The following is a 16,439-nucleotide window of genomic DNA, read 5'->3' as shown; positions in this document are numbered from 1 at the left end:
ATAAAAAAACCGGCAACGAATGCCGGTTTTTTGCGGGTCCGGTAAGCCTGCGCCACCGGGTAATGGGTTGTTACATCCGCTCTACGGTTTCGATACCGAGGGTATCCAGACCAAGCTTCAGCGTTTTCGCGGTCAGCAGCGCCAGCTTGAGGCGACTGTTACGCACTTCTTCGCTTTCAGCGCTCAGAATCGGGCAATGCTCGTAGAAGCCGGAGAAAAGACCGGCCAGATCGTAGAGGTATGCGCACATCACGTGCGGCGTACCTTCACGGGCAACCACGTTCAGGGTTTCTTCGAACTGCAGCAGGCGCGCAGCCAGCTGGGCTTCGCGATCTTCGGTAATGACTACGCCGACGTTGACGATGGCGCTCTCATCCAGCTCCGCTTTACGGAATACGGACAGCACGCGGGTGTAGGCGTACTGCATGTACGGCGCGGTATTGCCTTCGAATGCCAGCATGTTGTCCCAGTCGAACACGTAATCGGTGGTGCGGTTTTTGGAGAGATCCGCGTATTTCACCGCGCCGATACCGACGGTATTGGCCAGTTTTTCCAGCTCGTCGGCCGGCATGTCCGGGTTTTTCTCGGCAACCAGTTTGCGGGCTCGTTCGAGCGCTTCGTCCAGCAGATCGGCGAGCTTCACGGTGCCACCGGCGCGGGTTTTGAACGGCTTGCCGTCTTTGCCCAGCATCATGCCGAACATGTGGTGCTCCAGCGGCACGCTTTCCGGCACGTAACCGGCTTTACGTACGATGGTCCAGGCCTGCATCAGGTGCTGGTGCTGGCGCGAGTCGATGTAATAGAGCACGCGATCGGCATGCAGGTTTTCATAGCGATATTTCGCGCAGGCGATATCGGTGGTGGTGTAGAGGTAGCCGCCATCCTTTTTCTGGATGATGACGCCCATCGGGTCGCCGTCCTTGTTTTTGTACTCATCAAGGAACACCACGGTCGCGCCTTCGCTCTCAACCGCCAGGCCTTTGGCCTTCAGGTCTGCCACAATGCCCGGCAGCATGGGGTTGTACAGGCTTTCACCCATGACGTCGTCGCGGGTGAGGGTGACGTTCAGGCGATCGTAGGTGATCTGGTTTTGCGTCATGGTGATGTCGACCAGCTTGCGCCACATCTCGAGGAAGTACGCATCGCCGCCCTGCAATTTCACCACGTAGTTACGGGCGCGCTCGGCAAAGGCTTCATCTTCGTCGTAGTGCTTTTTCGCATCACGGTAGAAGCCTTCGAGATCGGCCAGCGCCATTTCACCGGCGTTGTCCTGCTGCTGTTTTTCCAGCCAGGCAATCAGCATCCCGAACTGGGTACCCCAGTCGCCGACGTGGTTGGCGCGGATCACTTTATGGCCGAGGAATTCCTGAGTACGGACGGCAGCATCGCCGATAATGGTGGAACGCAGGTGACCGACGTGCATTTCTTTGGCTACGTTCGGCGCAGAGTAGTCGATAACGATGGTCTGGGCTTCAGGCTTTGCCACGCCAAGACGATCGGATTTCAGCGCATCGTTTACGCCCTGGGCCAGAAACGCCGGATCGAGGAAAATATTAATAAAGCCCGGACCGGCAATTTCAACCTTGCTGGCGATGCCGCTGAGATCGAGGTGGGTCAGAACCTGCTCTGCAAGCTGTCGTGGCGCCATGCCCAGTTTTTTGGCAACGGCCATCATGCCGTTGGCCTGATAGTCGCCGAACTGAACTTTGGCTGACTGACGAACCTGCGGTTCGCAATCGGCAGGTGCACCTGCCGCAATCATCGCCTGACTGACTTTTTCTGAGAGAAGAGCCTGAATATTCACCGGAATACCTTACGTTATGGCGCTGCGCGAAAGCGCAGGCAGCGCCGAAATGGGGAGAAATTAAGCCCGACAGTATACTGCATTTGCACCATGCCGTCAGCCCTGGCGCGGTGGGTTAATCAGCAGTTGGTTGTGCCAGTACAACAGGTTAAATTAGCGGCCTGCAAAACAAAGCAAAGGTGAGTATGTGAACTGGCAAACAATCGAGGCTCTACAGGATATTCACGCGGACTTGCCGCGTTTTGAGCAGGCGCTGCATGAACTGACGGCCCGCCTTGGGCTGGAAACCGGCCCGCTGAACGCAGACCACATCTCGCTGCGCTGCCACCAGAACGCCACGGCGGAACGCTGGCGTAACGGTTTTGAACAGTGTGGCGAACTGCTGTCTGAGAACATTATCAACGGTCGTCCTATTTGCCTGTTCAAATTGCATGAGCCGGTTTGCGTGGCGCACTGGCAGTTCACGGTTGTTGAGCTGCCGTGGCCGGGTGAAAAGCGCTATCCGCATGAAGGCTGGGAACACATCGAAATCGTTCTGCCCGGTGAGCCGGAAACGCTGAACGCGCGGGCGCTGGCGCTGCTCTCCGATGAGGGATTAAGCCAGCCGGGTATTTTCGTCAAAACCAGTTCACCAAAAGGTGAACGTGAACGCCTGCCGAACCCAACGCTTGCGGTGACAGACGGCAAAGTAACGATCAAATTCCACCCGTGGTCCATTGAAGAGATTGTTGCCAGCGAAGCAGGCGATACAACAATGTGAGCTTACGCGGCATCTGCGCCAAAAGAGTGTGTCATGATGTCGCACCCGTCAGAAAAGGAGAAGGGAATGGCTTTGCTGGAAGTGTGCTGTTACAGCATGGAGTGTGCGCGTGAGGCGCAGAACAGAGGCGCAGACCGCATTGAGCTGTGCGCCGCGCCGCTGGAAGGGGGCCTGACGCCGTCGCTGGGCGTGCTGAAATCGGTGCGCCAGCAGGTGACGATTCCCGTGCACCCGATTATTCGCCCGCGCGGCGGCGATTTTTGCTACACCGACGGCGAATTTGCCGCCATGCTCGAAGACGTCCGTACGGTGCGTGAGCTTGGCTTTCCGGGGCTGGTGATCGGTATTCTGGATGCGCAAGGCAGTGTGGATATATCACGTATGCGTCAGGTAATGGAAGCCGCAGGCGATCTGGCCGTCACTTTTCATCGCGCGTTTGATATGTGCGCGGATCCGCAGCAGGCCTTTGATAATCTGGCTGAACTTGGGGTGGCGCGTGTGCTGACCTCAGGGCAGCAGCCGTCGGCGGAAAAAGGACTTTCACTTCTTCGGGAACTTATTACCCGCAGTGATGCTCCAATCATTATGGCAGGTGCTGGCGTGCGCGCCGGTAATCTGGCGTTGTTCCTTGATGCAGGAATACGAGAGGTTCACAGCTCTGCCGGGCAGTGGGTGCCTTCGGCGATGCAGTACCGCAATCCGGGATTATCGATGTCGACAGACCCGACGGCAGATGAGTATTCACGATACGCCGTCAACGGCGAATCGGTAGCGGAGATGAAGGCGATCGTTGACCGCTACAAGCCACAGTGATTTTACCGTGCATCATGTCGCCCAATGTGATGCTTATTTGTACCAGGCCCCTGCCATTAACAGGGGCCTTTTTTTATCTGATGCCCGGCGGCGCTTAGCTTGCACGGGCCTACAAGTACGAATCGGTAGGCTGGATAAGCGAAAGTGCCATCCGGTAATTTATGGCTTTTTCGCCACAATCACCGCCCGCAGCGGAGCAGGGTAGCCTTCAATGGTTTTGCTGTTGTCGTTCGGGTCGAGGAAGTCGGCGAGCGACTCGGTGACCATCCACTCGGTGCGTCGCTGCTCTTCGGTGCTGGTGACGTTCATGTCCACAATTCGCACGTCAACAAACCCGCATTTTTCCAGCCACTGCTTCAGCGCCGGAGCCGACGGAATGAAGTAGACGTTGCGCATCTGTGCGTAGCGGTCACCCGGTACCAGCACGGTGTTTTCATCGCCTTCGACAACCAGCGTTTCCAGCACCAGCTCGCCTTCGCTGACCAGCTGGTCTTTTAGCTGCCACAGGTGCTCAAGCGGCGATCGGCGGTGATACAGCACGCCCATCGAGAAGACGGTATCAAACGCATTAAGCGCAGGGAGCTGTTCAATGCCGAGCGGCAACAGGTGCGCGCGCTGATCGTTGCCCAGCAGCTTACGCACCGCTTCGAACTGACAGAGGAAAAGCTGAGTCGGGTCGATACCGACCGCGAGCTTCGCGCCTGCGCCAATCATGCGCCACATGTGATAACCGCTGCCGCAGCCCACGTCGAGAATGGTGCGGCCGGTTAAATCAGACAGATGAGGCAGCACGCGATCCCATTTCCAGTCGGAGCGCCATTCGGTGTCGATATCAACGCCGTACAGTGAAAATGGCCCTTTGCGCCACGGCATCAGGTTGCGCAGCAGCACTTCCATGCGCGTCTTCTGGCCTTCGCTTAACGGCGTTTCGCTTTCCGCGGTGACGCTGTGCAGCAAATCCAGCTTCCACGGCTGAATTTCCGGCATAAACTCTACGGCGCGTGACCACTGCTTCATCAGACCGTGGACGCCTTCACGCTGCCAGGCGCCAATCTGGGCAGGCAGCGTTTCCAGCCAGCGGGAGAGCAGCGGATCTTTGGCGATCAGCTGATAGAAATTGCCAAACTCGATCATTCGTCCGCTCCGGCTTTCAGCGCGACCAGCGAACCGAAGTTAAAGCACTGGAACCATAGCTCGCTGTGGGCAAACCCGGCGGTATGCAGGCGCGCTTTATGGGTTTCCACTGAATCGGTAAGCATCACGTTTTCCAGCATGCTGCGCTTCTGGCTGATCTCCAGCTCGCTGTAGCCATTCGCCCGCTTGAAGTCATGATGCATGTTGAACAGCAGTTCGCCCACTTTCTGATCTTCGAAGCTGAATTTCTCTGACAGCACCAGCGCACCGCCCGGATTGAGACCCTGACAGATTTTCGTCAGCAGCGCCTGGCGCTCTGCGGGTTCCAGGAATTGCAGGGTGAAGTTGAGCACGACCATCGACGCGTTCTCAATCTGAACGTCGCGAATGTCGCCTTCAATAATTTCCACCGGCGTCGGGGCTTTATAAGCATCAATATGACGACGGCAGCGCTCGACCATTGCCGGGGAGTTATCGACGCCGATGATTTTACAGCCTTCAGCGGCGATATTGCGGCGAATCGACAGGGTTGCGGCGCCGAGAGAGCAGCCGAGGTCATACACCTGCGTGTCGGGCTGAACAAAACGCTCCGCCAGCATGCCTATCATCGAAATGATATTGGAGTAGCCCGGTACGGAACGCTGGATCATGTCGGGGAAGACTTCGGCTACCCGTTCATCAAAGGTCCAGTCGCCCAGGCTTGCGATCGGAGCAGAAAAAAGCGTGTCGCGATGGGGCATAACGTGATTCCAGAAAATAAAAAACGGCGTATTGTGCGCTAACGCAGGGAGAAAACCAACTCCCAGGGCAGATACCAGAGGTTTGCCAGCACCATCAGCACAAGCGAACACCAGGTGGCGCTCATCGCAGAGCGTCGCCAGCGAAACAGTCGATGGTGGAAGCCGTAATAGTGCATCAGGCGTCCGGCAATCAGCAGCAGCCCGCAGACGTGCACCATCCAGGTTTCCGCGCCATTCATCTCCATAAACAGCAGCAACAGCAGGCCAATGGGGATATATTCCACCGCGTTACCGTGAATGCGGATGGCGCTTTGCAGTTCGCTGAAGCCGCCGTCACCGTAGGCGACGCGATACTGCTGGCGCAGGCGAACCACGTCGAAAGAAAACTTAATTAACAGCAACGCACCTAATACGGCGTAAAGCGCGCTAACCATACAAACTCCCTTTACTGACTGATGGCTCTGATTCTGGCAGGAAGAATAACTCAAAAAAGCGAAGTTTGCTGCGGGATGGAGGGGGCCGGGCCAATCTCCGGCAGAGCCTGCCGTAAATCTGCCCACAGGGTGTCCACCAGTTCTGGCGCCTGAGCTATATCCGGTGTGTGCAGGAAAAGGTACGGCGTAGTGCTGGCCGCCCACTTTGGCAGCGCTTTCAGCCAGACGGCAAACAGTTCACGGTTTTGCAGCATGTTGTCGCTGCCGATAAAGCGCACCATCGGATTTTGCGCCGTCACCACGGCATGAACATGCACCTTCGGTTTTTTGCGCTGGGCTTCAATGATGGCTTCACTGTGCGGAACGGCGCTGTGAACCGGTCGGCTGTCGAGTATCACCCGATTCACGCCGCGCTCGTGCAGACCGCGGTTGAGCTGCTTCTCCTCTTCGCCTTTGGTGAAAAAGCGTTGATGGCGGACTTCCACCCCGTAGGTGAACTCCTTCGGTAACGTATCAAGAAACTGCCACAGCACCGGCAAATCAGCCGGTGAAAACGTGGCGGGCAGCTGCAGCCAGTACTGACCGATGCGGTTAGCCAGCGGATGCATGCGATCGAAAAATTCGGCCGTTAAATCGTCGCAATGCCTGAGCGAGGCCTGATGGCTTATCGTTGCCGGGAATTTAAAGCAGAAACGAAACGCGTCGGTGGTTTGCTCGCGCCAGCGCTGAACGATTTCTGCGCGGGGCAGGGCATAGAGCGTGGTGTTACCCTCCACACAGTTAAAGTGGCGGGCGTACTCTTCGAGGCTGGTGATGCCAAGGCGCACCCATTTAGGGTGCGACCATTGCGGCAGGCCGATATAAACTCGTCGCTTTTCACGCTGCAAATGCGTTGGCTGCTCCTGTTCACCCCGGTCACTTACTTCAGTAAGCTCCCGGGGATGTACAGGTTTGCCGCCTTTCTGCAACGCGAAAATCTTAGAGTTACTCATAGGGAAGAGATAATTTCCTCTGTGCTGCGCACGCGACCCAGACGCGGGAAGATGTTTTTCATACTGCCCTGATGCTGGTCGGCGCTTGCTGCGCTGCACGCATCTTCGGCAATCACTAAGTTAAAGCCCAGTTCCCACGCGTTGCGGGCGGTGGATTCCACGCCGATATTGGTGGAAATGCCGCAGAGAATAATGGTGTCGATTCCGCGACGACGCAGCTGCAGCTCCAGGTCGGTGCCGTAGAACGCGCCCCACTGACGCTTGGTTACTTCAATATCACTCTCTTTTTTACCCAGCGCCTGCGGGTATGTCCACCAGTTGTCTGGCAGCGCATGAGCGGCAGCCTGGGCATCCACAGGCTGCTTCAACGCTTCGGCGAAATCAGCAGACCAGCCGACGCGGACCATGACAACGGGCGATCCCTGCGCGCGACATTTCTCGGCGAGCTTCGCCGATTTCGCGACCACGTCGTCAGCCGTGTGCGGTCCGCCCGCGAAAGGCAGAATGCCTTCCTGAAGATCAATCACGACCAGCGCGGTTTTTTTTGCGTTCAGTTCAATCATCATCATCCCCGTTAAATCACTTGATTAGGCCGCTAACCATACGCTGAGAGGCGTCCTGGCCGCGTCACAAAATTGTTAATTTTTGTGAGCAGGCACGAAGAGCGTACAGCAAACGTGCGCCTGGTGCGCGACGGACTTATCCTGAGCCAGAATTTCCAGTATAATAGCCCCCTTTTTTCATCCAGTTGTGACATTCAGCTAAAGCTGCGACAGGTGTGCCTGCGGCTAAGTTAAGGGAACTCTCATGCGTACAGAATATTGCGGGCAGCTGCGTCAGTCCCACGTTGGGCAGCAGGTGACTCTGTGTGGTTGGGTCAACCGCCGCCGTGATCTCGGCAGCCTTATCTTCATCGATATGCGTGACCGCGAAGGCATCGTGCAGGTGTTTTTCGATCCGGACACGGCCGAAGCCCTAAAGCTGGCTTCCGAACTGCGTAATGAGTTCTGCATTAAAGTCACCGGCACCGTGCGTGCGCGTGATGCGAAAAACGTCAACGCCGATATGGCGACAGGCGAAATCGAAGTGCTGGCATCTGACCTCGAGATCATCAACCGTTCAGACGCTCTGCCGCTCGATTCTAACCACGTTAACACCGAAGAAGCGCGTCTGAAGTACCGCTATCTCGACCTGCGTCGTCCGGAAATGGCAAACCGCCTGAAGACTCGCGCCAAAATCACCAGCTTCGTGCGCCGCTTTATGGATGACCACGGTTTCCTCGATATCGAAACCCCGATGCTGACCAAAGCCACGCCGGAAGGCGCGCGTGACTATCTGGTGCCATCCCGCGTGCACAAAGGCAAGTTCTATGCGCTGCCACAGTCTCCTCAGCTGTTCAAACAGCTGCTGATGATGTCCGGTTTCGATCGCTATTATCAGATTGTGAAATGCTTCCGTGACGAAGACCTGCGCGCCGACCGCCAGCCTGAATTTACTCAGATCGACGTTGAAACGTCCTTCATGACTGCCCCACAGGTGCGTGAAGTGATGGAAGCGATGGTGCGTCAGCTGTGGCAGGAAATCAAAGGCGTGGATCTGGGCGATTTCCCGATCATGACCTTTGCTGAAGCCGAGCGTCGTTACGGTTCCGATAAGCCAGATCTGCGTAACCCGATGGAGCTGGTCGATGTTGCTGACCTGCTGAAAAGCGTGGAGTTTGCCGTGTTCGCTGGCCCGGCAAATGACGCCAAAGGCCGCGTTGCCGCACTGCGCGTTCCTGGCGGTGCGAGCCTGAGCCGTAAGCAGATCGACGACTACGGCAACTTCATTAAGATCTACGGCGCGAAAGGTCTGGCCTATATTAAAGTCACCGAGCGTGCAAAAGGTCTGGAAGGCATCACCAGCCCGGTTGCAAAATTCCTCAACGCTGAAATCATTGAAGAGATCCTGAACCGCACCGGTGCACAGGATGGCGACATGATCTTCTTCGGCGCGGACAACAAAAAAGTGGTTGCAGACTCGATGGGTGCGCTGCGCCTGAAAGTCGGTAAAGATCTGAGCATCACTGACGAAGCCAAATGGGCGCCGCTGTGGGTTATTGACTTCCCGATGTTCGAAGACGACGGCGAAGGCGGCCTGACCGCGATGCACCATCCGTTCACGTCACCAAAAGACATGACGGCATCTGAGCTGAAAACCTCTGCTGAAGACGCCGTGGCGAATGCCTACGATATGGTCATTAATGGCTATGAAGTGGGTGGCGGTTCGGTCCGTATCCACAGCGGTGAAATGCAGCAGACCGTGTTCGGCATTCTGGGCATCAACGAACAGGAACAGCGCGAGAAGTTCGGCTTCCTGTTAGACGCCCTGAAGTACGGCACGCCGCCGCACGCGGGCCTGGCGTTTGGTCTGGACCGTCTGACCATGCTGCTGACCGGCACCGACAACATCCGTGATGTTATCGCCTTCCCGAAAACCACCGCGGCAGCGTGCCTGATGACCGAAGCGCCAAGCTTCGCTAATCCGGCTTCTCTGAGCGAACTGGGTATCCAGGTTGTGGCGAAAGAGGCAAAAGAGTCTGCGGAGAACAAGTAAAATGACATTCAAGCGCCCGGTTTCTGTTTTAGTGGTGATTTATGCCCAGGACACGAAGCGGGTGCTGATGTTGCAGCGACGCGACGACCCAGCGTTCTGGCAGTCGGTTACCGGCAGCCTTGAAGAAGGTGAAACCGCGTTGCAGGCCGCCGTGCGTGAAGTAAAGGAAGAGGTCGCCATTGACGTTGCCGACGAGCAGCTGGCCTTAATCGACTGTCAGCGCACGGTGGAGTTTGAAATCTTTACGCATTTACGTCATCGCTATGCTCCGGGCACTGAGCGCAATACGGAATCGTGGTTCTGTCTTGCGCTGCCTCACGAACGTCAGCCAGAGATCAGTGAACATCTCGCCTGGCGCTGGGTTGCCGCGGCTGAGGCCGCCGCACTCACCAAATCGTGGAGCAACCGGCAGGCGATTGAAGAATTTGTAATTAAAGCGGCCTGAGGGTCGCTCTTTTCGGAGAATATTTTTATGGCAGGTCATAGTAAATGGGCCAACACCAAGCACCGCAAAGCGGCACAGGATGCCAAGCGCGGTAAGATCTTCACCAAAATCATTCGCGAGCTGGTTACCGCTGCGCGTCTGGGCGGCGGCGATGCGGGCTCTAACCCACGTCTGCGTGCGGCCATCGACAAAGCGCTGTCCAATAACATGACGCGTGACACCCTGAACCGTGCAATCGCACGCGGCGTGGGCGGCGATGAAGACGCGAACATGGAAACCATCATTTATGAAGGTTACGGCCCTGGCGGCACCGCGGTAATGGTGGAATGCCTGTCTGACAACCGTAACCGTACCGTTGCCGAAGTGCGTCACGCCTTCACCAAAACCGGCGGCAACCTTGGCACCGATGGTTCTGTGGCATACCTGTTCAGCAAAAAAGGCGTGATTTCCTTCGAGCAGGGCGACGAAGACGCGATCATGGAAGCGGCGCTGGAAGCGGGTGCGGAAGACGTTGTGACCTTCGACGACGGCGCGATTGACGTGTACACCGCGTGGGAAGAAATGGGTGCAGTGCGAGACGCGCTGGAAGCGGCTGGCCTGAAAGCGGACAACGCTGAAGTCTCCATGATTCCATCCACCAAAGCGGACATGGACGCGGAAACCGCACCAAAACTGCTGCGCCTGATCGACATGCTGGAAGACTGTGACGACGTGCAGGAAGTCTACCACAACGGCGAGATCTCTGATGAGGTGGCGGCTACGCTGTAATGGCGCACTGTCAATCTGACCTGACCGGAGACGCGTGATGGCGATCATTCTCGGCATTGACCCGGGCTCACGCGTGACCGGTTACGGCGTTATTCGCCAGGTTGGACGGCAGCTAACCTACCTTGGCAGCGGCTGTATTCGCACCAAAGTGGAAGATCTGCCGTCGCGCCTGAAGCTGATTTACGCTGGCGTGTCGGAAATCATCACCCAGTTCCAGCCGGATTTTTTCGCCATCGAACAGGTGTTTATGGCGAAGAACGCCGACTCTGCGCTGAAGCTTGGCCAGGCGCGGGGTGTGGCGATTGTTGCGGCGGTAAACCAGGATCTTCCTGTGTTTGAGTACGCAGCCCGCCAGGTGAAGCAAACCGTCGTCGGCAACGGCGGCGCGGAAAAGAGCCAGGTGCAGCACATGGTGCGTACCTTGCTTAAGCTTCCGGCTAACCCGCAGGCGGATGCCGCCGATGCGCTGGCGATTGCCATTACGCATTGCCACATCAGCCAGAATGCGATGCAGATGAGTGAATCAAGGCTCAACCTGGCGCGCGGAAGATTACGCTAGAATAAGCGAATAGAGGCTGGATATTCATCCAGCCTTTTTTTATGATAGCGCATTGGCTTTAACTCTCAATACGCAGGAGCGTCACGTGATCGGCAGACTCAGAGGCATCATCATTGAAAAACAACCCCCGCTGGTTTTACTGGAGGCGGGCGGCGTGGGCTATGAAGTGCATATGCCGATGACCTGTTTCTACGAGCTGCCGGATCAGGGCAAAGAGGCCATCATCTTCACCCACTTCGTGGTGCGTGAAGACGCGCAGCTGCTGTTTGGTTTCAACAACAAGCAAGAGCGCACGCTGTTTAAAGAGTTGATTAAAACCAACGGCGTTGGGCCAAAGCTGGCGCTGGCGATCCTTTCCGGCATGTCGGCTCCGCAGTTTGTGAACGCTGTAGAGCGTGAAGATTCCGCTGCGCTGGTGAAACTGCCGGGCATCGGGAAGAAAACCGCCGAGCGTCTGGTGGTGGAAATGAAGGACCGCTTCAAAGGTCTGCACGGCGACCTGTTTACGCCAGCCGCCGATCTGGTACTGACCTCTCCGGCAAGCCAGGCTTCGGACGATGCCGAACAGGAAGCGGTTGCTGCGCTGGTGGCGCTGGGCTATAAACCACAGGAAGCCAGCCGGATGGTGAGCAAAATTGCCACGCCGGATGCCAGCAGTGAAACGCTAATCCGCGACGCGCTTCGCGCCGCGATGTGAGGTAACGGATGATTGAAGCTGACCGCCTGGTCTCCGCAGGCAGTATTACCCCTGATGACGTTGTCGATCGTGCGATTCGCCCGAAGCTGCTGGAAGAGTATATCGGCCAGCCGCAGGTGCGCTCGCAGATGGAAATCTTTATTCAGGCGGCGAAGCTGCGCGGTGAAGCGCTCGATCATCTGCTGATTTTCGGCCCGCCGGGGCTCGGTAAAACAACCCTTGCCAATATCGTCGCCAACGAAATGGGCGTTAACCTGCGCACCACCTCCGGCCCGGTGCTGGAAAAGGCGGGCGATCTGGCGGCGATGCTGACCAACCTCGAACCGCACGACGTGCTGTTCATCGACGAAATTCACCGTCTTTCTCCGGTTGTCGAAGAAGTGCTCTATCCGGCGATGGAAGATTATCAGCTGGATATCATGATTGGCGAAGGCCCCGCGGCACGCTCCATTAAAATCGATCTCCCGCCGTTTACCCTGATTGGTGCGACAACTCGCGCTGGCTCGCTGACTTCGCCGCTGCGCGACCGCTTCGGCATCGTGCAGCGCCTCGAGTTTTATCAGGTGCCGGATTTACAGCATATCGTCGGGCGCAGCGCCCGCTTTATGGGGCTTGAGATGAGCGATGAAGGCGCGCTGGAAGTCGCCCGTCGCGCGCGTGGCACGCCGCGTATCGCTAACCGCCTGCTGCGGCGCGTGCGCGACTTCGCCGAAGTACGCCACGATGGCACCATCTCTTTGGAGATTGCCGCCCAGGCGCTGGACATGCTGAACGTCGATGCGGAAGGCTTCGACTACATGGACCGCAAACTGCTGCTGGCGGTGATCGACAAATTCTTCGGCGGCCCGGTGGGGCTGGATAACCTGGCGGCGGCAATCGGTGAAGAGCGTGAAACGATAGAAGACGTGCTGGAGCCGTACCTGATTCAGCAGGGCTTTATCCAGCGCACGCCGCGCGGTCGTATGGCGACTGTCCGCGCCTGGAATCACTTCGGCATCACGCCCCCGGAAATGCCTTAACGGCGGCTTTCAGCTGCCTCTACGGGCCACCCATCTAAGAATACTGCTGCTGCTGAAATCTGATTTCTGCGGCGCAATTCGCTCATGCCTGCTGTCGCCTGCGCATTGTTATTATAATTCCCGCCTTCTGAAAAGATTCGCCCCGTGGGCGGGAGCATATTATGGAAACAGGCAGTAAATCTCTCGGTATCATCACCTACATTGACGATACGCCAGCAATGCGCGAGGAGTTCACCTGGCTTTATAAAAGCTGGATCTACAGCGGATGCTGGAAACGTTCAGATCTGGTCATCGCACATCATCCGGCACTGAGGGGTACCTTTCCGGATGAACCGGGCCTGATTACGCTTCCCGTTCTGCCTTACTCTCAGACTGAACCGTTGTTTGAAAACTATCACTTCATCAACTCTATCGCCTGCCTGAGCGGAGCACATATAAACGATCTTCTGCGCCAGTATCGCTGGCTGCTGAGAACCGATGCGGACGTTTTTCTGACGCATTATCTGGCTGATTTTGAGCCGATTTACCCGGTTCATGGGCGAGGAAATTATCACTTCCGGGCAGATTTCAGAGAGAAAATGCTCGATTTTTGCAAGCGTCACAATGTCCGACACGATCACCGTTTTGGCTGTGGTCATTCCGTTATGCTCGACAGCGACAAGATGATTGCGTTTCTCGATCGCCAGATGCACTGGGCAAGAATGCTGGCAGAGGATTTTGGCCCGGACAAAGCGAATTGGGGAACCTGGCCGGGATGGTACAGAAGCGTCTTATCAATGTATGCCGCGGAGATAGCGGCCAATGAGCGCTGGGGCGACTACCTGCAAAATTGTCGCGAACGTGTTCTGGATATGGAAAGCAATAACGATGGATTCATTGACGGACTGACGTTGCATATTCACGCGACAGCGGGCAGCACGTGCTTCTCAAAATATAAATATCGCCAGGGGGAATACGACGCTATTCAGCCGGACGAACTCGATCGGCGTCGTGTGGGGGAGTATTGCCTGTGGATTGCGAAGATGGACATCAATGCGCTGAAAGTGTTAGCGGGATATGGTTATGAATGATATGCCCGGCAACGAGTGCGCCGCCGGGCAATGGAGGCTACTGCGCCGTTTTCTTGCTCATGCTAAGCATAAACAGCGCGGCGGCGCAGAGCACCACTGAAGGCCCGGCGGGCGTGTCGTAGAGCGCCGAGAACGTCAGGCCGCCGGTGACTGCAATCATTCCCACGCCCACGGCAATTCCTGCCATCTGCTCAGGCGTGCGGGCAAAACGGCGTGCGGTGGCGGCAGGAATAATCAGTAGCGAAGTGATAATCAACGCGCCGACAAACTTCATCGCCACACCGATGGTCAATGCGGTCACCAGCATCAGCAGCAGCTTAACGCGCTGGAGCTTCACGCCGTCGACAAAGGCCAGATCCGGGCTGATGGTCATCGACAGCAGATTTCGCCACTGCCAGAGCAGAATGGCGACAACCACAATCACGCCGAGCGCAATGGATACCAGATCTTGTGGCGTGACGGCCAGCAGATCGCCAAACAGATATGCCATCAAATCGACGCGCACGTTGGACATCAGGCTGACTACCACCAGGCCCAGCGACAATGCGCTGTGCGCCATAATTCCGAGCAGCGTGTCCACTGCAAGGTGAGGGCGGCGCTCAAGCCACACCAGACCTGCTGCCAGAATCAGCGTTACGGCAATCACGGCATAAAATGGATTCACGTTTAACAGCAGGCCAAACGCCACGCCGAGCAATGAGGCGTGCGCCAGCGTATCACCAAAATAGGACATCCGACGCCAGACCACGAACGAGCCGAGCGGGCCCGCGGCGCAGGCCAGCATGATCCCGGCGAGCCAGCCGGGAAACAGTAATTCAATCATGAGCGGTCGTTCCCTCTGCGCAGAACAATGCGTCCCTGTAAATCGTGGCGGTGATTGTGCTGATGACGATAGATGCCGAGCTGCTGTGCGCCGCGTGGGCCAAACATCGAAATAAATTCCGGATGCATCGAAACCACTTCCGGCGTGCCGGAGCAGCAGATGTGATGGTTCAGGCACAGTACTTCGTCGGTTTTCGCCATGACCAGATGGAGGTCATGAGACACCATCAGCACCGCGCAGTCGAGTTCGGTTCGAAGCTGGTCGATAAGGTCATACAACGCAACCTGGCCGTTGACATCTACGCCCTGAGTTGGCTCATCGAGCACAAGAAGCTGCGGGCGGTTAAGCAGAGCGCGAGCCAGCAGCACGCGCTGGGTTTCCCCACCGGAAAGTTTCTGCATTGGCGCATCCATCAGATGGCCTGCCTGGACACGTTTTAGTGCCGGGAGGATCTCGTCTTTGCGCGTGCCGGGACGCAGACGCAGAAAACGATTGACGGTTAAGGGCAGGGTGGCATCAAGATGTACTTTCTGCGGGACGTAGCCGATCCGCAGTTTTCCGTCACGCTTGATAGTACCGGAATCCGGTGCTACCAGCCCGAGCACCACGCGCACAAGAGTGGACTTTCCTGCGCCATTTGGCCCAAGAAGAGTAAGAATTTTGCCAGGCTTCAGCGCCAGCGAGATAGCGGACAGCACGCGGCGCTGGCCGAAGGAGACCGAGATATTTTCGAGCGTTACGAGATTCGTCATGACAATTTGGGGTTGCACAAGTCAGTGAATGTTATAATATCACACTTCTTTCATTCATTACGAACATAAGACGCATTATGTTACATAAAAAGACGCTTCTTTTCGCAGCCTTCTCCGCCGCATTTTTCAGCACGACAATGACCCAGGCTAATGCTGCCGTCGTGGCTTCCCTTAAGCCTCTCGGATTCATCGCTTCCGCTATCGCCGACGGCGTCACACCAACGGAAGTTTTACTGCCGGACGGGGCGTCCGAGCATGACTATGCGCTGCGCCCAAGTGATGCAAAACGCTTACGAAACGCCGACTTAGTGGTGTGGATTGGTCCGGAAATGGAAGCATTTATGGACAAAACGGCTACTGCGTTTCCTGAATCCAAAAAGGTGACGATTTCTATGCTGCCGGGCGTGAAACCGTTGCTCATAAAAGGGGCTGATGACGATGAACATGACCACGACCATGACCATGGTACGGCGGAAAAAGGTGATGAAGATCACCATCATGGTGAGTACAACATGCACCTGTGGCTGTCGCCAGAGATAGCGCGCCTGTCGGCGGTTGCAATCCACGATAAATTAGTGGAACTTATGCCGCAAAGTCGAGCCAAACTTGACGCCAACCTGAAGGATTTCGAGGCACAATTAGCCGCGACCGATAAGCAGGTGGGTAACGAGCTGGCACCGTTGAAAGGTAAAGGGTATTTCGTTTTTCATGACGCCTACGGCTACTTTGAAAAACACTACGGAATGACCTCGCTGGGGCATTTTACCGTCAACCCTGAGATCCAACCCGGTGCGCAGCGTTTACACGAAATAAGAACACAGTTGGTTGAGCAAAAAGCAGCCTGCGTTTTTGCTGAGCCACAATTCAGGCCAGCCGTGGTTGAAGCGGTTGCCCGCGGAACCACCGTTCGTATGGGAACGCTGGATCCGTTAGGCACCAACATTCAGTTGGGCAAAGCGAGCTATCCCGCTTTTCTGACCCAACTGGCGAACCAGTATTCGAGCTGCCTGAAAGGAGATTAACGAGGAAGTGAA

Annotated in this window: 18 protein-coding genes; 10 read left to right on the top strand and 8 right to left on the bottom strand. The window is 56.5% G+C overall.

The window, feature by feature from the left end:
* Positions 1-70: 70 nt before the first annotated feature.
* Positions 71-1,804, bottom strand: coding sequence for an arginine--tRNA ligase (gene argS, locus AB1287_RS18470; RefSeq protein WP_435618712.1), 1,734 nt, complete (start codon positions 1,802-1,804; stop codon positions 71-73).
* Positions 1,805-1,991: 187 nt separating this feature from the next.
* On the opposite strand from argS, the gene AB1287_RS18465 reads away from it, so the two are divergent.
* Together AB1287_RS18465 and cutC are read left to right on the top strand one after the other, a co-directional pair.
* Positions 1,992-2,564: a VOC family protein gene (locus AB1287_RS18465; protein WP_312627455.1), complete on the top strand. Its 573-nt coding sequence runs from the start codon at positions 1,992-1,994 to the stop codon at positions 2,562-2,564.
* Positions 2,565-2,630: 66 nt separating this feature from the next.
* Positions 2,631-3,377, top strand: a complete 747-nt coding sequence (gene cutC, locus AB1287_RS18460; protein ID WP_435618711.1) for a copper homeostasis protein CutC — start codon at positions 2,631-2,633, stop codon at positions 3,375-3,377.
* A gap of 159 nt (positions 3,378-3,536) precedes the next feature.
* Here the strand turns inward: cutC and cmoB are convergent, their stop codons facing one another.
* Genes cmoB through AB1287_RS18435 form a run of 5 tightly spaced genes read right to left on the bottom strand, consistent with a single transcriptional unit; the run spans position 3,537 to position 7,240 of the window.
* Positions 3,537-4,511, bottom strand: coding sequence for a tRNA 5-methoxyuridine(34)/uridine 5-oxyacetic acid(34) synthase CmoB (gene cmoB, locus AB1287_RS18455; RefSeq protein WP_312627457.1), 975 nt, complete (start codon positions 4,509-4,511; stop codon positions 3,537-3,539).
* On the bottom strand, positions 4,508-5,251 hold the full coding sequence (gene cmoA, locus AB1287_RS18450; RefSeq protein ID WP_435618710.1) for a carboxy-S-adenosyl-L-methionine synthase CmoA: 744 nt from the start codon (positions 5,249-5,251) through the stop codon (positions 4,508-4,510). Before cmoA ends, cmoB begins: the two co-directional genes overlap by 4 nt.
* Positions 5,252-5,289: 38 nt before the next feature.
* A complete protein-coding gene (locus AB1287_RS18445) occupies positions 5,290-5,685 on the bottom strand; it encodes an MAPEG family protein (RefSeq protein ID WP_312627461.1) in 396 nt (131 codons plus the stop codon).
* Positions 5,686-5,735: 50 nt separating this feature from the next.
* Positions 5,736-6,677, bottom strand: a complete 942-nt coding sequence (locus tag AB1287_RS18440) for a DUF72 domain-containing protein (protein WP_435618709.1) — start codon at positions 6,675-6,677, stop codon at positions 5,736-5,738.
* On the bottom strand, positions 6,674-7,240 hold the full coding sequence (locus AB1287_RS18435; protein ID WP_312627491.1) for a hydrolase: 567 nt from the start codon (positions 7,238-7,240) through the stop codon (positions 6,674-6,676). Before AB1287_RS18435 ends, AB1287_RS18440 begins: the two co-directional genes overlap by 4 nt.
* Before the next feature lie 244 nt (positions 7,241-7,484).
* On the opposite strand from AB1287_RS18435, the gene aspS reads away from it, so the two are divergent.
* The 7 genes from aspS (at position 7,485) to AB1287_RS18400 (ending at position 13,830) form a co-directional block, all read left to right on the top strand.
* Positions 7,485-9,272, top strand: a complete 1,788-nt coding sequence (aspS, locus tag AB1287_RS18430; RefSeq protein ID WP_435618708.1) for an aspartate--tRNA ligase — start codon at positions 7,485-7,487, stop codon at positions 9,270-9,272.
* Between the two features lies 1 nt (position 9,273).
* Positions 9,274-9,717 carry a dihydroneopterin triphosphate diphosphatase gene (nudB, locus tag AB1287_RS18425; RefSeq protein ID WP_435618707.1) on the top strand — a complete coding sequence of 148 codons (444 nt, stop codon included), beginning with the start codon at positions 9,274-9,276 and terminating at the stop codon, positions 9,715-9,717.
* Between the two features lie 27 nt (positions 9,718-9,744).
* Entirely contained in the window at positions 9,745-10,485 is a 741-nt protein-coding gene (locus AB1287_RS18420; protein ID WP_435618706.1) for a YebC/PmpR family DNA-binding transcriptional regulator, read from the top strand.
* Positions 10,486-10,522: 37 nt separating this feature from the next.
* Positions 10,523-11,044, top strand: coding sequence for a crossover junction endodeoxyribonuclease RuvC (gene ruvC / locus AB1287_RS18415; RefSeq protein WP_097163833.1), 522 nt, complete (start codon positions 10,523-10,525; stop codon positions 11,042-11,044).
* An 85-nt stretch (positions 11,045-11,129) separates the two neighbouring features.
* Positions 11,130-11,741, top strand: coding sequence for a Holliday junction branch migration protein RuvA (ruvA, locus tag AB1287_RS18410; protein WP_312627471.1), 612 nt, complete (start codon positions 11,130-11,132; stop codon positions 11,739-11,741).
* A gap of 8 nt (positions 11,742-11,749) precedes the next feature.
* Positions 11,750-12,760, top strand: a complete 1,011-nt coding sequence (gene ruvB / locus AB1287_RS18405; RefSeq protein ID WP_435618705.1) for a Holliday junction branch migration DNA helicase RuvB — start codon at positions 11,750-11,752, stop codon at positions 12,758-12,760.
* 161 nt (positions 12,761-12,921) lie between these two features.
* Positions 12,922-13,830 (top strand): DUF7164 domain-containing protein, encoded by a 909-nt coding sequence (locus AB1287_RS18400; protein ID WP_435618704.1) that lies wholly within the window; start codon positions 12,922-12,924, stop codon positions 13,828-13,830.
* A 37-nt stretch (positions 13,831-13,867) separates the two neighbouring features.
* Here the strand turns inward: AB1287_RS18400 and znuB are convergent, their stop codons facing one another.
* The gene (gene znuB / locus AB1287_RS18395) at positions 13,868-14,653 is read right to left on the bottom strand and encodes a zinc ABC transporter permease subunit ZnuB (RefSeq protein WP_312627477.1); all 786 of its coding nucleotides are present in this window, start codon (positions 14,651-14,653) and stop codon (positions 13,868-13,870) included.
* Positions 14,650-15,405 carry a zinc ABC transporter ATP-binding protein ZnuC gene (znuC, locus tag AB1287_RS18390; protein WP_312627479.1) on the bottom strand — a complete coding sequence of 252 codons (756 nt, stop codon included), beginning with the start codon at positions 15,403-15,405 and terminating at the stop codon, positions 14,650-14,652. The genes znuB and znuC overlap by 4 nt, the downstream gene beginning before the upstream one ends.
* A gap of 77 nt (positions 15,406-15,482) precedes the next feature.
* Here znuC and znuA point away from each other — a divergent pair, with 77 nt between their 5' ends.
* The gene (znuA, locus tag AB1287_RS18385; RefSeq protein ID WP_435618703.1) at positions 15,483-16,427 is read left to right on the top strand and encodes a zinc ABC transporter substrate-binding protein ZnuA; all 945 of its coding nucleotides are present in this window, start codon (positions 15,483-15,485) and stop codon (positions 16,425-16,427) included.
* Positions 16,428-16,439 lie beyond the last annotated feature (12 nt).

Source organism: Scandinavium sp. UTDF21-P1B, assembly GCF_040750395.1.
Classification (GTDB): Bacteria; Pseudomonadota; Gammaproteobacteria; order Enterobacterales; family Enterobacteriaceae; genus Scandinavium.
This window is presented reverse-complemented; position numbering and strand designations above follow the sequence as displayed.

What these genes read in the sequence shown, in the direction of transcription:
- AB1287_RS18445 (WP_312627461.1), bottom strand. Translation starts at nt 5,685, where the DNA reads ATGGTTAGCGCGCTTTACGCCGTATTAGGTGCGTTGCTGTTAATTAAG.
- AB1287_RS18400 (WP_435618704.1), top strand. Translation starts at nt 12,922, where the DNA reads ATGGAAACAGGCAGTAAATCTCTCGGTATCATCACCTACATTGACGAT.
- AB1287_RS18420 (WP_435618706.1), top strand. Translation starts at nt 9,745, where the DNA reads ATGGCAGGTCATAGTAAATGGGCCAACACCAAGCACCGCAAAGCGGCA.
- cmoB (WP_312627457.1), bottom strand. Translation starts at nt 4,511, where the DNA reads ATGATCGAGTTTGGCAATTTCTATCAGCTGATCGCCAAAGATCCGCTG.
- nudB (WP_435618707.1), top strand. Translation starts at nt 9,274, where the DNA reads ATGACATTCAAGCGCCCGGTTTCTGTTTTAGTGGTGATTTATGCCCAG.
- ruvB (WP_435618705.1), top strand. Translation starts at nt 11,750, where the DNA reads ATGATTGAAGCTGACCGCCTGGTCTCCGCAGGCAGTATTACCCCTGAT.
- znuC (WP_312627479.1), bottom strand. Translation starts at nt 15,405, where the DNA reads ATGACGAATCTCGTAACGCTCGAAAATATCTCGGTCTCCTTCGGCCAG.
- AB1287_RS18440 (WP_435618709.1), bottom strand. Translation starts at nt 6,677, where the DNA reads ATGAGTAACTCTAAGATTTTCGCGTTGCAGAAAGGCGGCAAACCTGTA.
- znuB (WP_312627477.1), bottom strand. Translation starts at nt 14,653, where the DNA reads ATGATTGAATTACTGTTTCCCGGCTGGCTCGCCGGGATCATGCTGGCC.
- aspS (WP_435618708.1), top strand. Translation starts at nt 7,485, where the DNA reads ATGCGTACAGAATATTGCGGGCAGCTGCGTCAGTCCCACGTTGGGCAG.
- znuA (WP_435618703.1), top strand. Translation starts at nt 15,483, where the DNA reads ATGTTACATAAAAAGACGCTTCTTTTCGCAGCCTTCTCCGCCGCATTT.
- AB1287_RS18435 (WP_312627491.1), bottom strand. Translation starts at nt 7,240, where the DNA reads ATGATTGAACTGAACGCAAAAAAAACCGCGCTGGTCGTGATTGATCTT.
- ruvC (WP_097163833.1), top strand. Translation starts at nt 10,523, where the DNA reads ATGGCGATCATTCTCGGCATTGACCCGGGCTCACGCGTGACCGGTTAC.
- cmoA (WP_435618710.1), bottom strand. Translation starts at nt 5,251, where the DNA reads ATGCCCCATCGCGACACGCTTTTTTCTGCTCCGATCGCAAGCCTGGGC.
- cutC (WP_435618711.1), top strand. Translation starts at nt 2,631, where the DNA reads ATGGCTTTGCTGGAAGTGTGCTGTTACAGCATGGAGTGTGCGCGTGAG.